We start from the raw sequence: 17,811 nt of genomic DNA, 5'->3' as shown, positions 1-17,811 counted from the left end.
TGAGCGGCGCGAGGACGGCCCGGCAGCAGCAGAGGTGCGCTGGCCCGCACTGCGGCACGCTCGCCCGGAAAAAAAGCTGCCACGTTTGACCGAGACAGCCTTTACAAATCTAATCTTAACTGACCAGTATTACCGCTGTGCGGGCCTTTTCGTTTTATCTTTACCGCAGCGCCGGAACACTACTCTTTCTTCTCGTCGTCCTCATCCCGATCCTCTTTCACCGGTGTACTGGCGGTGAGCAGGAATGGCGACTGCTGCCAGCGGGTGCGGCGGTGACGCAGCAGGGTGCGTGAGAGAATAATGCCGATAGCCAGCGCCAGCAGCATCATCAGACGCAGAATATTGGTGGTGTTATCGACCTGATGCGAGTCGGTGACCAGCACATGGGTATCCAGCGTCACGCGCAAAAAGCCCAGCGGACCCTCGTTTCCGGCCAGCGGCTGCACAATCTGATGGTTGAAATAGCTGCCCGCGCGCTGGCCGTCGAGCGCCAGCCGATCGCGGACATTGATGTTTTCACCACTGTGCGCCACCAGGCTGCCGTCGCCGTCATAGACCGATGCATCCAGAATACGGCTGTTAGCCGTCATCTGATTAAGAATGGCTTCTATCTGAGTCCGGTTATTTTCACTGTTGTCCATCAATGGCTTAAGGCTGAACGCCACCTGGCTGGTCAGCGTATGCGCCAGCTCCTCGACCTGTTCAGAGCGCGCCGCCTGATGGCCGAGGCTGAACCAGGATGCGCCCTGCATCAGCACGACCAGCAGCGCCATCGAGATGAGAACGATCACGGTACGATGTAAGCGAAATTTCAGTGCGGTTTTAGCCATTAATCATCCGGGTCATATCACAACAGAAAGCCTGGAGATTATGTTGCCAGAAGCGGCGCAGACAAGGTAGCCTCTTGCGTGGTTTTGTTGTCCCTACAGGAGCTCTGATGCCAAATCGTTTAACCTGGTGCGATCTTCCCGCCGATGTCTCCCTCTGGCCGGGTTTGCCCCTTTCTCTTAGCGGTGATGAAGTGATGCCGCTGGATTATCGCGCTGGCCGTACCGGCTGGCTGCTGTATGGCCGCGGGCTGGATAAGCAGCGGCTGACCGATTACCAGCACCAGCTGGGTGCCGCCATGGTGATCGTCAGCGCCTGGAACGTCGATGAGTATCAGGTGATTCGCCTGGCGGGATCGCTGACGCCGTTTGCCAGCAATCTGGCGCACGAGGCCGGACTGGATGTCGCGCCGCTGGGCAAAATCCCGCATCTCAAAACGCCAGGCCTGCTGGTGATGGATATGGACTCCACCGCGATTCAGATCGAGTGCATTGATGAGATTGCAAAACTGGCCGGCTGCGGCGAGCAGGTGGCAGAAGTCACGGAACGCGCGATGCGCGGCGAACTCGACTTCACCGCCAGCCTGCGTCAGCGCGTGGCCACGCTGCAGGGGGCGGACGCCAATATTCTGAAACAGGTGCGTGATGCCCTGCCGCTGATGCCAGGCTTAACCACCCTGACGCAGAAGCTGCAGGCGCTGGGCTGGCAGGTTGCCATCGCGTCTGGCGGCTTTACCTATTACGCCGAATACCTGCGCGACAAGCTGCATCTGTCGGCGGTGGTCGCTAATGAACTTGAAATTCGCGACGGCAAACTGACCGGCAACGTGCTGGGACCGATTGTCGACGCACAATACAAAGCCGATACCCTGAAGAAGCTGGCGCAGCGTTTTGACATCGCGCCGGAACAGACGGTGGCGATCGGCGATGGTGCCAATGACCTGCTGATGATAAAAGCCTCAGCGCTGGGCATTGCGTTCCATGCTAAACCTAAGGTGAATGAGCAGACTGCGGTCACCATTCGCCATGCCGATTTAATGGGGGTGTTCTGCATCCTCACCGGCAGCCTGATCCACGAAGAGCGTTAACTGAGGTATTGATTTGGCCAAAGCGGCAAAACGCGCATTTGTCTGTAACGAATGTGGCGCAGATTACCCACGCTGGCAGGGGCAGTGCAGCGCCTGTCACGCCTGGAACACCATCACTGAGGTGCGCATTGCCGCCTCGCCCGCGGCAGCGCGTAACGAGCGCCTGAGTGGCTATGCTGGCAGCGCCGGAACCAGCCGGGTGCAGAAGCTCTCTGAAATCAGTTTAGAGGCGTTACCGCGCTTTTCGACCAGCTTCAAAGAGTTTGACCGGGTGCTGGGTGGCGGCGTCGTGCCGGGCAGCGCCATTCTGATTGGTGGCAGCCCAGGTGCAGGCAAATCCACGCTGCTGCTGCAGGTGATGTGCCGGTTGTCAGAGGGAATGAAAACCCTGTATGTCACCGGTGAGGAGTCACTGCAGCAGGTGGCGATGCGCGCCCATCGTCTGGGACTACCCACCGAAAATGTGAATATGCTGTCGGAAACCAGCATTGAGCAGATCTGCCTGATCGCCGAACAGGAGCAGCCGCAACTGATGGTGATCGACTCGATCCAGGTGATGCACATGGCGGAGATCCAGTCATCACCGGGCAGCGTCGCCCAGGTGCGTGAAACCGCCGCTTACCTGACGCGCTTCGCCAAGACGCGGGGCGTAGCGATCATCATGGTCGGTCACGTCACCAAAGATGGTTCACTGGCCGGGCCGAAAGTACTGGAGCACTGTATCGACTGTTCGGTGCTGCTGGATGGCGATGCCGATTCCCGCTTCCGCACCCTGCGCAGTCATAAAAACCGCTTCGGCGCGGTCAATGAACTGGGTGTGTTTGCCATGACCGAGCAGGGCATGCGTGAAGTCAGCAACCCGTCAGCTATTTTCCTGTCGCGCGGGGAAGAGGTCACCTCGGGCAGTTCGGTGATGGTGCTGTGGGAAGGAACGCGACCGCTGCTGGTGGAGATTCAGGCGCTGGTCGATCACTCGATGATGGGCAATCCACGCCGCGTAGCAGTGGGTCTGGAGCAGAACCGTCTGGCGATTCTGCTGGCGGTGCTGCACCGGCACGGCGGATTGCAGATGGCCGATCAGGATGTGTTCGTTAACGTGGTCGGCGGCGTCAAAGTCACCGAAACCAGTGCTGACCTGGCGCTGATGCTGTCGATGGTGTCGAGCCTGCGCGATCGTCCGTTGCCGCAGGATCTGGTGATCTTCGGCGAAGTGGGACTGGCGGGCGAAATCCGACCGGTGCCCAGCGGTCAGGAGCGCATCTCTGAAGCGGCGAAGCATGGCTTCAAACGCGCCATTGTACCGGCAGGGAATGCACCGAAAAAACCGATTGCCGGAATGCAGGTTTTCAGCGCGAAGAAGCTGGCCGATGCGCTGGCGATTCTGGACGATCTGTAACGCGCCTGTGGCCTGCCAGCGAACAGCCGCTGGCGGCCGCTCTCACCTTAACCGCATTGATGCAGGAGGCACGACATGTCGTCGTTTGATTATCTGAAAACGGCCATTCGCCAGCAGGGCCACACGCTGCAACAGGTCGCTGATGCCAGCGGCATGACCAAAGGCTATCTGAGCCAGTTGCTCAATGCCAAAATCAAAAGCCCAAGCGCGCAAAAGCTTGAGGCGCTGCACCGTTTTCTGGGTCTGGAGTTTCCGCGCCGCGATAAAACGGTGGGCGTGGTGTTTGGTAAATTCTATCCGCTGCACACCGGCCATATCTATCTGATTCAGCGCGCCTGTAGCCAGGTCGATGAGCTGCATATCATTATGGGCTACGATGAGCCACGTGACCGCGAGCTGTTTGAGAACAGCGCGATGTCACAACAGCCCACGGTCAGCGATCGCCTGCGCTGGCTGTTACAGACCTTTAAGTATCAGAAAAATATCCGCATTCACGCCTTTGATGAGGAGGGGATTGAGCCCTATCCGCATGGCTGGGATGTCTGGAGTCAGGGCGTCAGCGCGTTTCTCAGCGAGCACGGTATTGCGCCGGACTGCATCTACACCAGCGAAGCGCCCGATGCGGAGATGTATCAGCAGCATCTTGGCATTCAGACCGTGCTGGTCGATCCCAGCCGATCCTTTATGAGCATCAGCGGCGCGCAGATCCGTCAGGATCCGTTCCGCTTCTGGGATTATATCCCGACCGAAGTGAAACCTTTCTTTGTGCGCACCGTGGCGATCCTCGGCGGGGAGTCGAGCGGTAAATCGACGCTGGTGAATAAACTTGCCAACATCTTCAACACCACCAGTGCATGGGAATATGGCCGCGACTATGTCTTCTCCCACCTGGGCGGTGATGAAATGGCGCTGCAATATTCTGATTACGACAAGATCGCGCTGGGCCAGGCGCAGTACATCGATTTCGCGGTTAAATACGCCAATAAAGTGGCCTTTATCGACACCGACTTTGTGACGACTCAGGCGTTTTGTCTGAAGTATGAAGGGCGTGAACATCCGTTTGTGCAGGCGCTGATCGATGAATATCGCTTTGATCTGGTGATTCTGCTGGAGAATAACGTGCCGTGGGTTGCCGATGGCTTGCGCAGCCTGGGCAGTTCCGTGGATCGCCGGGAATTTCAGTCGATGCTGGTGACGATGCTGCGGGAAAACAATATCGAATTCCTGCACGTGGAGGAAGAGGATTATGACACCCGCTTCCTGCGCTGCATTGAACTGGTGAAAGCGATGCTGGGCGAGAAAAACGCCCAGCCTTAACGCATGCTGTGACCCGGTCTGCCGCAGGGCAGCCGGGTCAGCGCATTAATACACCATCACCACTTTGCCGCGCATGTGGCCTTCCAGTACGCGCTGATGGGCAGCGGTTAAGGTCTCAACGCTCAGGCCGTGCAGCGTCTCGCTCAGTGTGGTTTGTAGCTTCCCTTCATCCAGCAACGCCGATACCGCATCCAGAATCTCACCCTGACGCGCCATATCCGGCGTGTTAAACATGCTGCGGGTATACATCAGCTCGAAGTGCAGTGCGGCACTTTTCAGCTTCAGCTGATCCATTGACAGCGGATGTTCGTTTTCCACAATGGTGCAGATATGGCCCTGCGGGGCGATAAGCTTTGCCATGGTCTCCCAGTGACCATCGGTATCATTCAGGCAGAAGATATAATCGACCTGCTTAATGCCCTGTTTTTCCAGCTCACCAATCATATCTTTGTAGTTGATCACCAGATCGGCGCCGCGATCGCGGCACCACTGCGCAGAATCTTCACGCGAGGCGGTGGCAATGATCTTCACCTTGCTGCGCAGCTTCGCCAGCGATCCCACACCGCCCGCGCCGCCGACGATCAACAGGGTCTGATCTTCCGTTGCCGTCTCCAGGTTCAGTCGCTCAAACAATCCTTCCCAGGCGGTCAGGGCCGTCAGCGGGATCGCAGCGGACTGCGCCCAGTCCAGGCTCTCTGGCTTGTGACCGGTGATGCGTGAGTCAACCAGCTGCTCGGTGCTGTTACTGCCGGGACGGGTCAGGTCGCCCGCATAAAAAACTTTATCGCCTGGCTTAAAATTGCTGACTGAGCTGCCCACTTCCAGCACGACGCCGCTGGCATCCCAGCCGAGGATGCGAGGCTGCTGCAGGCCGTTCTTCATCGCCCCTTTGTGCACCTTGGTATCAACCGGGTTGACCGACGCGGCTTTAACTTCGACCCGCAGGTCATACTCACCTGGCGCTGGGGTTTCAGGGAAAATTTCAGTGAAGTTTTCAGGACTTTCCGGATTAATTGCGATAGCGCGAATAGACATAAATTTTTCCTGTTTAGTCAGGCTGGAAGCCTGGATCTTGTGGTTGCCATTCTGGCCCTGGAGAGTGCTCACACTCCGCGGGGGCTGTGCCACGCTGTTCGCGGCTGACTGGCTGATGATTCGGAACAGGCTTTAAGTGTAGAACCTGATTTTAGCGGTGATAAGATGGACAATCTTTCATAGAGTGTTCGTCTGAGGTGAACAATGGCGTTTCGTCAGTGGCAGGACATGGCGCTGTTTGCGCTGGTGGCGGAGTGCGGCAGCTTTACCGGCGCGGCAGAACGCGCAGGGCTGCCAAAATCGAGCGTCAGTCAGCGCATCAGCCAGCTGGAGCAGCGGCTGGGGATTCGTCTGCTGAACCGTACCACCCGCCAGCTCAATCTGACCTTTGCCGGTGAGCGCTATCTGCTGCATTGTCAGGAGATGATGCAGGCCAGCGAACGCGCCGATCAGGCGATCGCCAGCCTGCGTGAAAATCCCAGCGGGCGTCTGCGCATCACCAGCCCGGCGGGGATTGGTGCCACGCTGCTGGCGCGCTGTAACGCGGCGTTTTTACGTCTCTATCCCGATGTGACGCTGGATGTCTCGATCTCCGATGAGATGCGCGATCTGGTGCAGGAGGGCTTTGATGTGGCGCTGCGCACCGGTCAGCCGCAGGAGTCCTCGCTGATTGGCCGCCGGATAGGCAACTGCCCGCGACGGCTGGTTGCATCACAGCGCTATCTTGATCAGCATCCGCCGCTGGTTCATCCACAGCAGTTGTCGGCCCACCGCTGTATTGCGCATCGCGCCTGGAATGAATGGGTGTTGCAGCGCGATGACGAGTTTTATCGCTGGCTGCTGCCGCCAGGCCATCTCACCGACAATTTACTCTATGCGCGCGAATCTGCGCTGGGCGATGCGGGCATTACGCTGCTGCCGTACTTTCTGACCGATGGGGCGATGGCGGATCCCCGGCTGGTGCCGGTACTGCCGGAATGGGAAATCGAGGGGAATGAGCTGTGGCTGGTCTATCCGGGCCGTAAACTGAATTCACCTGCGCTGGCGCGGTTTATTGAGTTCGCGCTGCAGTCACCGGTGTTCAGGGAGTTTTATCGCTAATGGATCCATAAAAAAAGGCGACATCGCAGCCTGATGCCAGTCAGTTAAGCGACAGGGGATAACGCAGTCTGGTGCCGGGCAGGGGCTGGCGGTCCTCGCGCCGCTGCGCGGTTCCTTCACTTCATTCCTCTGCCTGACGGACCGCCGGGGATGGCACATCCTGTGCCGCCCTGCCTTTCGCCCGCGTCCTGCGGGCTCTCCTGGCAGACTCATTCTGTTCAGCGCTGCGGATTGCCTGCCCCTGCCCGGCCCCGGCCTGCTCTGAAACTTCAGTGTGTATTGTTAAAAAGGGCACGAGAGTGGAGGCCTGAGCGCCGCTGCTGCTGAAAGGGCTATCCGCAGCGCTGAGGCGTGACTGTGGGCCAGAAGTCCACGCCGGGAAGCGTGGACAGTTCGGGGCCGGCCAGGGAGGGCCCCGAACGGTTCGCCGGCACGACGTCAAAGCCGAAGGAACCGCATGAGCGGCGTGAGGACGGCCCGGCAGCAGCAGAGGTGCGCTGGCCCGAACTGCGGCTCGCTCGCCCATAAAAAAGGCTGCCACGTTTGACCGTGGCAGCCTTTACAAATCTAATCTTAACTGACCAGCATTACGACATCGCTGCCGCCCTATTATTCGATTACTTCGTCATACGCTTGTACTTGATGCGCTTCGGCTCCAGCGCTTCGGCGCCGAGAGTACGCTTCTTGTACTCTTCATATTCGGTAAAGTTACCTTCGAAGAATTCGATGTTGCCCTCATCCTGATAATCCAGGATGTGCGTGGCGATACGGTCCAGGAACCAGCGGTCATGCGAGATCACCATGGCACAACCCGGGAACTCCAGCAGGGCGTTTTCCAGCGCGCGCAGGGTTTCAATGTCCAGGTCGTTGGTTGGTTCATCGAGCAGCAGCATGTTGCCGCCAACCTGCAGCAGCTTCGCGAGGTGCAGACGACCACGCTCACCACCCGACAGTTCGCCTACGCGTTTGCCCTGATCGACGCCTTTAAAGTTAAAGCGGCCGACATAGGCGCGGCTTGGCATCTCGGTGTTACCGATGCGCATGATGTCCTGACCGCCGGAAACCTCTTCCCACACGGTTTTGGCGTTATCCATGCTGTCGCGGAACTGATCCACGGACGCCAGCTTGACGGTTTCACCCAGTACAATCTCGCCCGAATCAGGTTGTTCCTGACCAGACATCATGCGGAACAGCGTCGATTTACCCGCGCCGTTCGGACCGATAATCCCGACAATCGCGCCTTTCGGTACCGAGAACGAAAGATCGTCAATCAGCACACGGTCGCCATAGGACTTACGCAGATTGCTGACTTCCAGCACTTTGTCACCCAGACGGGCACCTGGCGGAATAAACAGTTCGTTGGTTTCGTTACGTTTCTGATAGTCGGTGTTATTCAGCTCTTCAAAGCGTGCCAGACGGGCTTTGCCTTTAGACTGCTGGCCTTTTGGCCCTTTGCGCACCCACTCCAGCTCTTTCTCAATCGACTTGCGACGAGCGGCTTCAGAAGAGGCTTCCTGCGCCAGACGCGCATCTTTCTGCTCCAGCCAGGAGGAGTAGTTACCTTCCCACGGAATCCCTTCACCGCGGTCAAGTTCCAGAATCCAGCCTGCAACGTTATCCAGGAAGTAACGGTCATGCGTAATCGCGACGACGGTACCTTCGAAGTCGTGCAGGAAGCGCTCCAGCCAGGCGACAGATTCGGCGTCCAGGTGGTTGGTCGGTTCGTCCAGCAGCAGCATGTCTGGTTTTTCCAGCAGCAGGCGGCAGAGGGCGACGCGACGACGTTCACCACCGGAAAGGGTGGCGATTTTCGCGTCCCAGTCAGGAAGGCGCAGCGCATCGGCAGCACGTTCCAACTGGGTATTCAGGTTGTGACCATCGTGAGCCTGGATGATCTCTTCCAGACGGCCCTGTTCAGCGGCCAGTTTGTCGAAGTCTGCATCTTCTTCAGCATAGAGCGCATAGACTTCGTCAAGACGCTTCAGTGCGCCAACGACTTCTGACAGCGCTTCTTCTACCGACTCACGCACGGTGTGTTCAAGGTTAAGCTGCGGTTCCTGCGGCAGGTAGCCAATCTTGAGGCCTGGCTGCGGACGCGCTTCCCCTTCGATATCTTTATCGATGCCAGCCATGATGCGCAGCAGGGTAGATTTACCCGCGCCGTTCAGGCCGAGTACGCCAATTTTTGCGCCAGGGAAGAAGCTGAGCGAGATGTTTTTCAGGATATGTCGCTTCGGCGGAACCACTTTGCCGACGCGATGCATGCTATAGACGAATTGAGCCACGTTGGTTTGAGCCTCTGGGTCTGTTGGTCGTTGGAATGATGTCGAAGTTTAGCCTTTTTCACCATTTAATCCCAGCCGGGGGGCGGCGAATATTAGCGTGGCGGAGCCGATGCCGGGCGATGCCGGGCATAACTGACTGATTTCCAGGCTCAATCGCTGACAGAGACAGGAGAGGATGTCAGAAAGAGGCGTCAGGGCAGATGCAGCGGGATCGCCTGCTGGGACAGCCAGTTTTGCAACGCCTGATCGGGCGCGCTGTCACTCACCAGCAGGTCAAAGCGCTGCAACTCAGCGATGCGGGCAGGCAGCACCTTGCCATATTTACTGCTGTCAGCCACCAGCACCGACTTTCGGGCACGCAGCATGGCGTGATGCTTCATCATCAGCTCATTGGTGTTGTAGCAGGTCGCGCCCTGATCTTTGTCGATGCCTGCCGCGGAGATAAAGGCCAGCGTCGGGCAGAGATCGTCAAGGATGGTATGCACACCAATCGGCGTAAACAGGGCGTTGTCGGCATGAAATTCCCCGCCGCTGAGAATCACGTTACAGGCCGGTTTCTCTTTCAGCGTCAGAAAGGTATTCATGGCGCAGCAGATGGCAGTAAACGACAGGGTGTCGGGAATCGCATCCACGATGTAGGGCAGGGTAGTGCCGCAGTCAAAAAAGACCGTATCGTTCTCGTTGATCAGGCTGGCGGCCGCCTGGGCCAGCCGCTGCTTTCTGGCGGCATTCTGGCCATGCTGGTCGCTGACAAAATAGTGGCTGGCATGGCTTTTCGGATCGCTGACGATATAGCCGCCCAGCAGGACCACGCTGGAGCCCGGCTCGGTTAAATCGCGACGAACCGTCATCTCTGAGACGTTAAGCAGCTGGGCCGCATCTTTCAGATGCAGTTTGTCGGTGCGTTTCAGCGCCTGCGTCAGCTTGTGAATGCGTTCGTCGCGCCGGGTTTCCATGGTCATCTCTCTGTTCCCTATCCTGCAGTGCGGAGGAAGGACGCCGGAATCGACGTCAATACGCTACAAACCTCACAGATTTGAATGAGTTGCGTCTCATCCGCCAGGCTGGCAGTCAATCTTACCCGCAATCCGTGAGGGCCGCAAACCTCCGCCGTGCTGTCAGCGTGTGGTGATATCGGCACATCACCGCGGGCGGTTGTGGCTTTCATACACTGCGTTCAATGATGTTAAATTGTTATAATAATAACACTCAAAATCCCATTGCATGCCGTTATTCGCCCATCATCACCGTCTCAGGGTGTGGTTTTTGTCACATATTTAACCTTTAAGAATTGTTATTGTTACTTTAATAACATTTTAAGTTTAAAAAACATCCGGGAGAAAAGGTCATGACAATTGCGGTCATCGGCTCAAACATGGTCGATCTGATTACCTATACCAACAGCCTGCCGAAAGCGGGTGAAACCCTTGAAGCGCCCGACTTTGCCATTGGCTGCGGCGGTAAAGGGGCCAACCAGGCGGTCGCGGCGGCAAAAATGGGCGGCAACGTGATGATGGTCAGCAAGGTCGGTGACGACCTCTTTGCTCCGAACACCGTTGCAAACCTTCAACAGCAGGGCGTGGACACGCGCTTCGTCACCACGGCGGCGGGCACCTCCAGCGGCGTGGCACCGATTTTTGTCGATGACCAGTCGCAGAACCGCATTCTGATTATCAAGGGCGCAAACCAGCAGCTGAAACCGGCCGACATCGACGACGCGGCAGAGGCGCTGAAAGCCTGCCAGCTGATCATTCTGCAGCTGGAGATCCCACTGGAGACGGTCTATTACGCCATCGATTTTGCCCGCCAGCATCAGATCAACGTGATCCTTAATCCGGCGCCGGCCGTCGCCACGCTTGATATTGATTACGCCTGCAAATGCGACTTCTTTATGCCCAACGAAACCGAGCTGGAGATCCTCACCGGCCTGCCGGTCAGCAGCGATGAAGAGGTGATCCTCGCCGGACAGTCGCTGCTGAAGCGCGGCCTTAAAAATCTGATCATCACCCTGGGCAGCCGGGGATCGGTCTGGATGAGCGGCGACGAGATCCATCGCGTGGACGCCACACCGGTTCAGGCGGTCGACACCAGCGGCGCGGGCGATGCCTTCATCGGCTGCTTTGCATATTTGCTGGTGGAAACCGGCGATGTGGCCGCCGCCATGACCCAGGCGTCTGCCTATGCCGCCTGCAGCGTCACCGGGCGCGGCACCCAGCGTGCTTATCCCGACGCAGAGACTTTCCAGCGTTTTCTCAACCGTAACTGAGGTTCTGCCATGCAACAGAAAATTGTTCAGCAATCTGATGGCTATCTGAATAAAACGCCGCTGTTCCCGTTCATTCTGCTGTCGTGCCTCTTTCCGCTCTGGGGCTGTGCGGCGAGTCTTAACGATATCCTGATCACCCAGTTTAAAAGCGTATTTGCCCTGAGCGACTTTGCCAGTGCGCTGGTGCAGAGTGCCTTTTATGGCGGCTATTTTCTGATTGCGATCCCCGCGTCGCTGGTGATCCGCAAGACCAGTTACAAGATGGCGATCATGATCGGCCTGGCGCTCTACATTGCCGGCTGTATCGCCTTCTATCCCGCCTCGCACATGGCGACCTACACCATGTTCCTGGCGGCGATATTTGCCATCGCCATCGGCCTGAGTTTCCTGGAAACCGCCGCCAACACTTACAGTTCGATGATTGGCCATCGTGATCACGCCACGCTGCGCCTCAACGTCAGTCAGACCTTCTATCCGATCGGGGCGCTGATGGGGATCGTGCTGGGCAAATATCTGGTGTTTCAGGAGGGCGACAGCCTGGAGAGTCAGATGGCGACCATGACGGCAGAGCAGGCACACGCGTTTCGCCTTACGATGCTGGAACACACGCTGGAGCCCTACAAATATCTGGTGATGGTGCTGGTGGTGGTGATGCTGCTGTTTATGTTCACCCGCTATCCGCGCTGCAAACCCGAAAGTAACGAGAAATCGCGTCCCTCGCTGGGCGAAACTTTCCGCTATCTGGCTGGCAACCGACACTTTAAACGCGGAATTGTGACCCAGTTCCTCTATGTCGGCATGCAGGTGGCCGTCTGGTCGTTTACCATTCGTCTGGCGCTGACGCTGGGGGCGACTAATGAACGTCATGCCTCGAACTTTATGATCTACAGCTTCATCTGCTTCTTTATCGGCAAGTTCGTGGCGAACTTCCTGATGACCCGCTTCCGCGCCGGTAAGGTGCTGATTGCCTATTCGGTGCTGGGCGTGCTAACGCTGGCTTATGTGATGCTGGTGCCGAACTTTACCGCCGTCTACGCCGCCGTCTTTGTCAGCGTGCTGTTTGGTCCCTGCTGGGCGACGATCTACGCGGGAACGCTGGCGACGGTCGATAACAAATACACCGAAGTCGCGGGCGCGTTTATCGTGATGGCGATTGTCGGTGCGGCCTTTGTCCCGGCGCTGCAGGGCCTGGTTTCGGACTCACTGGGTTCTATGCAGCTGGCATTTGGCGTCTCGCTGCTCTGTTTCGCCTGGGTCGGATTCTACTTCTATGGCGAACTGCGCCATAAAAAACAGCCGGTTGCGACCGGTCGTCTGGCGGAGGAGTTACCATGAAAACCCGTTTACCCTTAGCGCGTGAACAGTTTCACACCACACCCGGGGTGCTGCTGGAGAGCGATGATTTCCGGGTTGAGCTGTTTTGCTATCCGGCGGGCATTGAGGCGGTGCGCATTCATAACCGGCGCGGCAGCGTGACCGTGCTACCGTTTCTCGGGCAGATGATCTGGGACGCAGAGTTCGACGGTCATCACCTGACCATGGGCCACAGTTTTAAGCAGCCGCTGCCCGCAAATTCGATCATCGACACCTATGGCTGTTTCGCGTTTCATTCAGGGCTGCTGGCCAACGGCTGTCCCGCACCAGAGGACGATCATCCGCTGCACGGTGAGATGGCCTGCGCCCGCATGGACAGCGCCTGGCTGGTGCTGGAGGATCAGACGCTGTCGCTGGAAGGGGAGTGTGAATATGTCAAAGGCTTCGGCCATCACTACCTGGCCGCACCCGCCGTCCGCATCCCGGCCGACCAGCCCCGGCTGACGATTGAAATGACAGTCACTAATCTGGCTGGCGCGCCGATGCCGCTGCAGTATATGTGCCACCTCAACAGTGCGTGGATCGATCAGGGCCGCTTCCGGCAGTCGATCCCCGAACAGGCATTCCAGCTGCGTCGCTCGATCCCGGCGCATCTGCGACCGACGCCCGCCTGGGGGGATTACACCGATCGGCTGGCGCGCGATCCGCAGGCGTTACAGCAGCTCGATCAGCCGCAGCTCTGCGATCCGGAGATCGTCTTTTTCGCGGACGATCTGCCGCAGTATGGCGATGAGGTGCAGTTTGAGCTGCATGCGCCGCAGGGCTATGCGCTGATGACGCGCTTTTCGACCGCGCAGTTCCCGCACGCCACTCGCTGGCTGCTGCATAACCACGATCAGCAGGTGGCGGCCTATATTCTGCCCGCCACCTGCCGGCCAGAGGGCTTTCTTGCCGCGCAGCAGGCTGGCACGCTGATCACCCTGGCGCACGGTGAACAGCGCCACTTTTCTGTCGAGACCGGCTTACTGTAAGCGCGATGCGCGGCCTTAAATCGCCACCAGGCCGCGCACACCCTCTGCTTCCATGGTGTCGCCGCGGCCACGCTGCACAATTTCTCCGCGCGACATCACCAGATAGCTGTCCGCCAGCTCCGCCGCGAAGTCATAAAACTGCTCTACCAGCAGGATCGCCATATCTCCCCGCTGCGCCAGCTGGCGGATCACCGCACCGATCTCTTTGATCACCGAAGGCTGGATCCCTTCGGTCGGCTCATCAAGGATCAACAGCTGGGGGCGACAGGCCAGCGCCCGGCCAATCGCCAGCTGCTGCTGCTGACCGCCAGAGAGGTCGCCGCCCCGGCGTGACTTCATCGCCAGCAGCACCGGAAAGAGCTGGTAGATCTCCTCCGGCACTTCACGCGCCTGCGCAGCCGGAAAGCGTGACAGCCCCATCAGCAGATTCTCTTCCACCGTCAGACGCGGAAAGATTTCCCGCCCCTGGGGCACATAGGCGATGCCAGCCTGCACCCGCTGGTGCGGCTTGCGGCCATTCATGCGCTGCTGCTGCCAGTGAATCTCGCCCGATTTCGCCGGGATCAGCCCCATCAGGCATTTGAGCAGCGTGGTCTTCCCCACGCCATTGCGGCCCAGCAGACAGGTGATTTCGCCAATCTTTACCTCAAAAGACAGGCCGCGCAGAATATGACTGCCGCCATAATATTGATTCAGTTCAGTAACCTGTAACATTTCAGCGCCCCAGATAAACGTCGATAACCTGCTCGTTGGCCTGCACGTCGCGCAGCGAACCCTCGGCCAGCACCTGACCCTGATGCAGCACCGTCACGTGGTCGGCAATGGTTTCGACAAAGCCCATGTCATGCTCCACCACCATCAGCGAATGCTTGCCCGCCAGGCTGCGGAACAGCTCGGCGGTGTAGTCCGTTTCGGCATCGGTCATGCCCGCGGCCGGTTCATCCAGCAGCAGCAGATGCGGCTCCTGCACCAGCAGCATGCCGATCTCCAGAAACTGCTTCTGGCCATGCGACAGCAGGCCCGCGCGACGCTGGCGTTCGCCGCCCAGCCGCAGCAGTTTCAGCACCTCATCAATGCGGTCACGCTGTTCGCCGCTGAGGCGGGCGCGCAGGCTGGCCCAGACCGATTTATCGGCTTTGAGCGCAATCTCCAGATTCTCGAACACGGTTAACGCCTCAAACACCGTGGGCTTCTGGAACTTGCGGCCGATTCCGGCGCGGGCGATCTCCACCGGTGAGAGACTTGTCAGATCGCTGTCCTGGTCGTAGATCACCCGGCCGGCGTCGGGCCGGGTTTTGCCGGTGATCACATCCATCAGCGTGGTTTTGCCCGCGCCGTTGGGGCCGATCACGCAGCGCAGTTCCCCGACGCCGATCTGCAGCGAAAGATCGGTCAGCGCCCGGAAGCCTTCAAACGACACGCTGATCTTCTCCAGTTGCAGCAACGGATCGCGCTGTACCCGATGGCGATCCGCCAGCTGAGTCTGGGTAAACAGGGCATCACTCATTTTTTCCTCCGGCGCAGCAGACCAATCACGCCGTGCGGCAGAAACAGCGTGACCAGGATAAACATCAGCCCCAGGAAAAAGAGCCAGTATTCGGGGAAGGCGACGGTGAAGAAGCTGCGTGCGCCGTTCACAATCGCCGCACCCAGCAGCGGGCCAATCAGCGTGCCGCGTCCACCCAGCGCCACCCAGATCGCCGCTTCAATCGAGTTGGCTGGTGACATCTCACCCGGATTGATAATGCCGACCTGCGGCACATAGAGCGCCCCGGCCAGGCCGCACAGCACGGCAGAGAGCGTCCAGACAAACAGCTTGAAACCGCGTGGGTCGTAACCACAGAACATCAGGCGATTCTCCGCATCCCGCACCGCAGTCAGCACCCGGCCAAATTTGCTGCGCGCCAGGGCGAAGCCGATCGCCAGGCTCAGCAGCAGCAGCAGCACCGTGGCGATAAACAGCCCGATACGGGTGGGGGTTGCTGTCACCGAAAAGCCGAGCAGGGTGGTAAAGCCGGTAAAGCCATTGTTGCCGCCAAAACCGGTTTCGTTACGGAAGAACAGCAGCATCCCGGCGTAGGTCAGCGCCTGGGTCATGATGGAGAAGTAGACGCCTTTGATCTTCGAGCGAAAGGCGAAGAAGCCAAAAATCAGCGCCAGCAGGCCCGGCACCAGCATGCTCAGGCAGAGTGCCCAGACGAAATAGTCGGTGCCGGTCCAGAACCAGGGCAGTTCACGCCAGGAGAGAAAGGACATAAAGGCGGGTAAACCCTCGCCTGCGGCCTGGCGCATCAGGTACATGCCCATGGCATATCCACCCAGGGCGAAAAAGAGGCCGTGGCCCAGCGACAGCAGTCCGGCGTAGCCCCACACCAGATCCAGTGCCACGGCGACCACCGCGTAGCAGAGGATTTTGCCGACCAGCGTCAGGGTATAGGTGGAGATCGCCAGCGGATGCGTGGCGGGCAGCAGCGCCAGAAACGGCATCACCAGGAGCGCCACGGTAACCGCCAGGCCGATACTGATGGTCAGGCGCGGCGCGCTGCGCGCCACGCGAAGCGTGATGGGTTGCGTCATCAGTCAGTCACCCTTCCTTTTACCGCAAACAGCCCCTGCGGACGTTTCTGAATAAATAGCACGATAATCACCAGAATCAGGATTTTGCCCAGCACGGCGCCAATCTGCGGCTCCAGCACTTTGTTGAGAATGCCCAGGCTGAACGCGGCAACCACGGTACCCGCCAGCTGGCCGACGCCACCCAGCACCACTACCAGGAACGAGTCGATAATGTAGCCCTGGCCCAGCTCCGGTCCGACGTTACCGAGCTGCGATAGCGCCACGCCGCCCAGCCCGGCAATCCCCGAGCCAAGGCCAAACGCCAGCATATCGACGCGACCAGTCGGCACGCCGCAGCAATCCGCCATGGCGCGGTTCTGGGTCACGGCGCGCACGTTCATGCCAAGGCGGGTCCGGTTCAGCAGCAGCCAGGTGAGCGCCAGCACAAACACCACAAACAGGATCACCGCGATGCGGTTCCACGGCAGCACCAGATTGGGCAGCAGCTGCAAGCCACCCGAAAGCCACGCCGGATTCGCCACCTCCAGGTTTTGCGCCCCGAACAGCACCCGCACCAGCTGGATCAGCATCAGGCTAATTCCCCAGGTGGCGAGCAGCGTCTCCAGCGGACGGCCATAGAGATGGCGGATCACCGTGCGTTCCAGCGCCATGCCGATGGCGGCAGTGACCAGAAAGGCGACCGGCAGCGCCAGCAGCGGATACCAGGCTAAGTAGTGCGGCGCAAACTGCTGAAACAGGCTCTGTACCCACCAGGTGGCGTACGCGCCGAGCATCAGCATTTCACCGTGCGCCATGTTGATCACCCCGAGCAGGCCATAGGTGATCGCCAGACCCAGCGCGGCCAGCAGCAGGATGGAACCCAGCGACAGGCCGCTAAAGGCCTGCCCCAGCAGATCGCCCCACATCAGCCGTTTCTGAATCTGTTGCAGACTTTCCGCCGCGGCCGCCCGCACTGTGGCGTCCGGCTCATTCGCGGGCTGGGTCAGGCGTTGCAGGCTGGCCTGCGTATTGGGATCGCTGGACTCACCCAGCAGTTTCACCGCCCGCAGGCGCACCATCGGCTCGCCATCCGCCAGTTGCAGGTTCGCCAGCGCCAGCGCTAATGCGGCATGGACCCGGCTATCCTGCTCGGCGGCAAAACGCTGCTCCAGCAGCGGCAGCTGGTCGGCAACGCCCTCACTTTGCAGCTGTTGCGCCGCGCGCAGACGCAGGGCTGTATCGTTGCTCACCAGCTGGTGTGCGGCCAGCGCGTTGTTAACCAGCACGCGCAGGCGATTGTTCATGAAAAGCTTTTTCAGGTTGCCCGTGGGCTGCGCCACCGCATCCAGCGGCTGCAGCGTGGATCCCTGCTGGCTGAACGGCTGTTTATTCTGGTCGATGACCACCGTTTCGGCATGCAGCGCTTCCAGCAGCGGCAGGCGAGGGCTGTCCGGTGCGGCGGCCCACTGTTGCAGCAGCGTGGCCTGCTGAGTGCGGCTGGCGGCGGCAAAGTCAGCCGCCGGTCCGGCGCTGGCCAACAGCGGCATCAGCAGCAGCAGGCTGAAAAAGCAGCGACATAGATTCATAAAAGGAGC

15 protein-coding genes are annotated in these 17,811 nt (G+C 59.2%); 7 read left to right on the top strand and 8 right to left on the bottom strand.

Translation table 11 applies throughout. The features are described from left to right. Positions 1–179 precede the first annotated feature (179 nt). The gene (locus tag AC0T7J_RS18780) at positions 180–830 is read right to left on the bottom strand and encodes a YtjB family periplasmic protein (RefSeq protein WP_010253606.1); all 651 of its coding nucleotides are present in this window, start codon (positions 828–830) and stop codon (positions 180–182) included. 107 nt (positions 831–937) lie between these two features. Between AC0T7J_RS18780 and serB the strand changes: the two genes are divergently transcribed. The 3 genes from serB (at position 938) to nadR (ending at position 4,628) form a co-directional block, all read left to right on the top strand. Next, the gene (gene serB, locus AC0T7J_RS18775) at positions 938–1,915 is read left to right on the top strand and encodes a phosphoserine phosphatase (protein WP_473795754.1); all 978 of its coding nucleotides are present in this window, start codon (positions 938–940) and stop codon (positions 1,913–1,915) included. A 13-nt stretch (positions 1,916–1,928) separates the two neighbouring features. After that, positions 1,929–3,311: a DNA repair protein RadA gene (radA, locus tag AC0T7J_RS18770; RefSeq protein WP_003854897.1), complete on the top strand. Its 1,383-nt coding sequence runs from the start codon at positions 1,929–1,931 to the stop codon at positions 3,309–3,311. Positions 3,312–3,386: 75 nt separating this feature from the next. Further along, a complete protein-coding gene (gene nadR, locus AC0T7J_RS18765) occupies positions 3,387–4,628 on the top strand; it encodes a multifunctional transcriptional regulator/nicotinamide-nucleotide adenylyltransferase/ribosylnicotinamide kinase NadR (RefSeq protein WP_473795752.1) in 1,242 nt (413 codons plus the stop codon). 45 nt (positions 4,629–4,673) lie between these two features. Here nadR and AC0T7J_RS18760 read toward each other — a convergent pair whose 3' ends face one another. After that, on the bottom strand, positions 4,674–5,663 hold the full coding sequence (locus AC0T7J_RS18760; protein ID WP_473795750.1) for a zinc-binding alcohol dehydrogenase family protein: 990 nt from the start codon (positions 5,661–5,663) through the stop codon (positions 4,674–4,676). 204 nt (positions 5,664–5,867) lie between these two features. On the opposite strand from AC0T7J_RS18760, the gene AC0T7J_RS18755 reads away from it, so the two are divergent. Further along, a complete protein-coding gene (locus tag AC0T7J_RS18755) occupies positions 5,868–6,764 on the top strand; it encodes a LysR family transcriptional regulator (protein WP_473795748.1) in 897 nt (298 codons plus the stop codon). Between the two features lie 617 nt (positions 6,765–7,381). On the opposite strand, the gene ettA is transcribed toward AC0T7J_RS18755, so the two are convergent. After that, positions 7,382–9,049 (bottom strand): energy-dependent translational throttle protein EttA, encoded by a 1,668-nt coding sequence (gene ettA, locus AC0T7J_RS18750; RefSeq protein WP_031593292.1) that lies wholly within the window; start codon positions 9,047–9,049, stop codon positions 7,382–7,384. A 191-nt stretch (positions 9,050–9,240) separates the two neighbouring features. After that, positions 9,241–10,005 (bottom strand): DNA-binding transcriptional repressor DeoR, encoded by a 765-nt coding sequence (gene deoR, locus AC0T7J_RS18745; protein ID WP_473795767.1) that lies wholly within the window; start codon positions 10,003–10,005, stop codon positions 9,241–9,243. A gap of 392 nt (positions 10,006–10,397) precedes the next feature. On the opposite strand from deoR, the gene rbsK reads away from it, so the two are divergent. From rbsK to AC0T7J_RS18730, 3 genes are read left to right on the top strand one after another with little or no spacing between them, the layout of a single operon-like run. Then, entirely contained in the window at positions 10,398–11,315 is a 918-nt protein-coding gene (rbsK, locus tag AC0T7J_RS18740) for a ribokinase (protein ID WP_473795746.1), read from the top strand. Between the two features lie 9 nt (positions 11,316–11,324). Then, a complete protein-coding gene (fucP, locus tag AC0T7J_RS18735; RefSeq protein ID WP_473795744.1) occupies positions 11,325–12,650 on the top strand; it encodes an L-fucose:H+ symporter permease in 1,326 nt (441 codons plus the stop codon). Further along, a complete protein-coding gene (locus AC0T7J_RS18730; RefSeq protein ID WP_473795742.1) occupies positions 12,647–13,660 on the top strand; it encodes an aldose 1-epimerase family protein in 1,014 nt (337 codons plus the stop codon). The genes fucP and AC0T7J_RS18730 overlap by 4 nt, the downstream gene beginning before the upstream one ends. Positions 13,661–13,675: 15 nt before the next feature. Here AC0T7J_RS18730 and urtE read toward each other — a convergent pair whose 3' ends face one another. The 4 genes from urtE to urtB are packed head-to-tail and all read right to left on the bottom strand — an operon-like array spanning position 13,676 to position 17,802. Continuing rightward, complete coding sequence (gene urtE, locus AC0T7J_RS18725; RefSeq protein WP_033769607.1) at positions 13,676–14,374, bottom strand: urea ABC transporter ATP-binding subunit UrtE; 699 nt, start codon at positions 14,372–14,374, stop codon at positions 13,676–13,678. 1 nt (position 14,375) lies between these two features. Then, positions 14,376–15,167 carry an urea ABC transporter ATP-binding protein UrtD gene (gene urtD / locus AC0T7J_RS18720; RefSeq protein ID WP_473795740.1) on the bottom strand — a complete coding sequence of 264 codons (792 nt, stop codon included), beginning with the start codon at positions 15,165–15,167 and terminating at the stop codon, positions 14,376–14,378. Then, complete coding sequence (gene urtC, locus AC0T7J_RS18715; protein ID WP_473795738.1) at positions 15,164–16,237, bottom strand: urea ABC transporter permease subunit UrtC; 1,074 nt, start codon at positions 16,235–16,237, stop codon at positions 15,164–15,166. The genes urtD and urtC overlap by 4 nt, the downstream gene beginning before the upstream one ends. Further along, positions 16,237–17,802 carry an urea ABC transporter permease subunit UrtB gene (gene urtB / locus AC0T7J_RS18710; RefSeq protein WP_473795736.1) on the bottom strand — a complete coding sequence of 522 codons (1,566 nt, stop codon included), beginning with the start codon at positions 17,800–17,802 and terminating at the stop codon, positions 16,237–16,239. Before urtB ends, urtC begins: the two co-directional genes overlap by 1 nt. Between the last annotated feature and the right edge of the window lie 9 nt (positions 17,803–17,811).

This window comes from Pantoea sp. E956-1, from assembly GCF_982223955.1.
This window is presented reverse-complemented; position numbering and strand designations above follow the sequence as displayed.

Coding starts and splice junctions, on each gene's coding strand:
- urtC (WP_473795738.1), bottom strand. CDS start 16,237: ATGACGCAACCCATCACGCTTCGCGTGGCGCGCAGCGCGCCGCGCCTG.
- urtE (WP_033769607.1), bottom strand. CDS start 14,374: ATGTTACAGGTTACTGAACTGAATCAATATTATGGCGGCAGTCATATT.
- nadR (WP_473795752.1), top strand. CDS start 3,387: ATGTCGTCGTTTGATTATCTGAAAACGGCCATTCGCCAGCAGGGCCAC.
- urtB (WP_473795736.1), bottom strand. CDS start 17,802: ATGAATCTATGTCGCTGCTTTTTCAGCCTGCTGCTGCTGATGCCGCTG.
- rbsK (WP_473795746.1), top strand. CDS start 10,398: ATGACAATTGCGGTCATCGGCTCAAACATGGTCGATCTGATTACCTAT.
- AC0T7J_RS18780 (WP_010253606.1), bottom strand. CDS start 830: ATGGCTAAAACCGCACTGAAATTTCGCTTACATCGTACCGTGATCGTT.
- fucP (WP_473795744.1), top strand. CDS start 11,325: ATGCAACAGAAAATTGTTCAGCAATCTGATGGCTATCTGAATAAAACG.
- AC0T7J_RS18760 (WP_473795750.1), bottom strand. CDS start 5,663: ATGTCTATTCGCGCTATCGCAATTAATCCGGAAAGTCCTGAAAACTTC.
- AC0T7J_RS18755 (WP_473795748.1), top strand. CDS start 5,868: ATGGCGTTTCGTCAGTGGCAGGACATGGCGCTGTTTGCGCTGGTGGCG.
- serB (WP_473795754.1), top strand. CDS start 938: ATGCCAAATCGTTTAACCTGGTGCGATCTTCCCGCCGATGTCTCCCTC.
- AC0T7J_RS18730 (WP_473795742.1), top strand. CDS start 12,647: ATGAAAACCCGTTTACCCTTAGCGCGTGAACAGTTTCACACCACACCC.
- urtD (WP_473795740.1), bottom strand. CDS start 15,167: ATGAGTGATGCCCTGTTTACCCAGACTCAGCTGGCGGATCGCCATCGG.
- deoR (WP_473795767.1), bottom strand. CDS start 10,005: ATGGAAACCCGGCGCGACGAACGCATTCACAAGCTGACGCAGGCGCTG.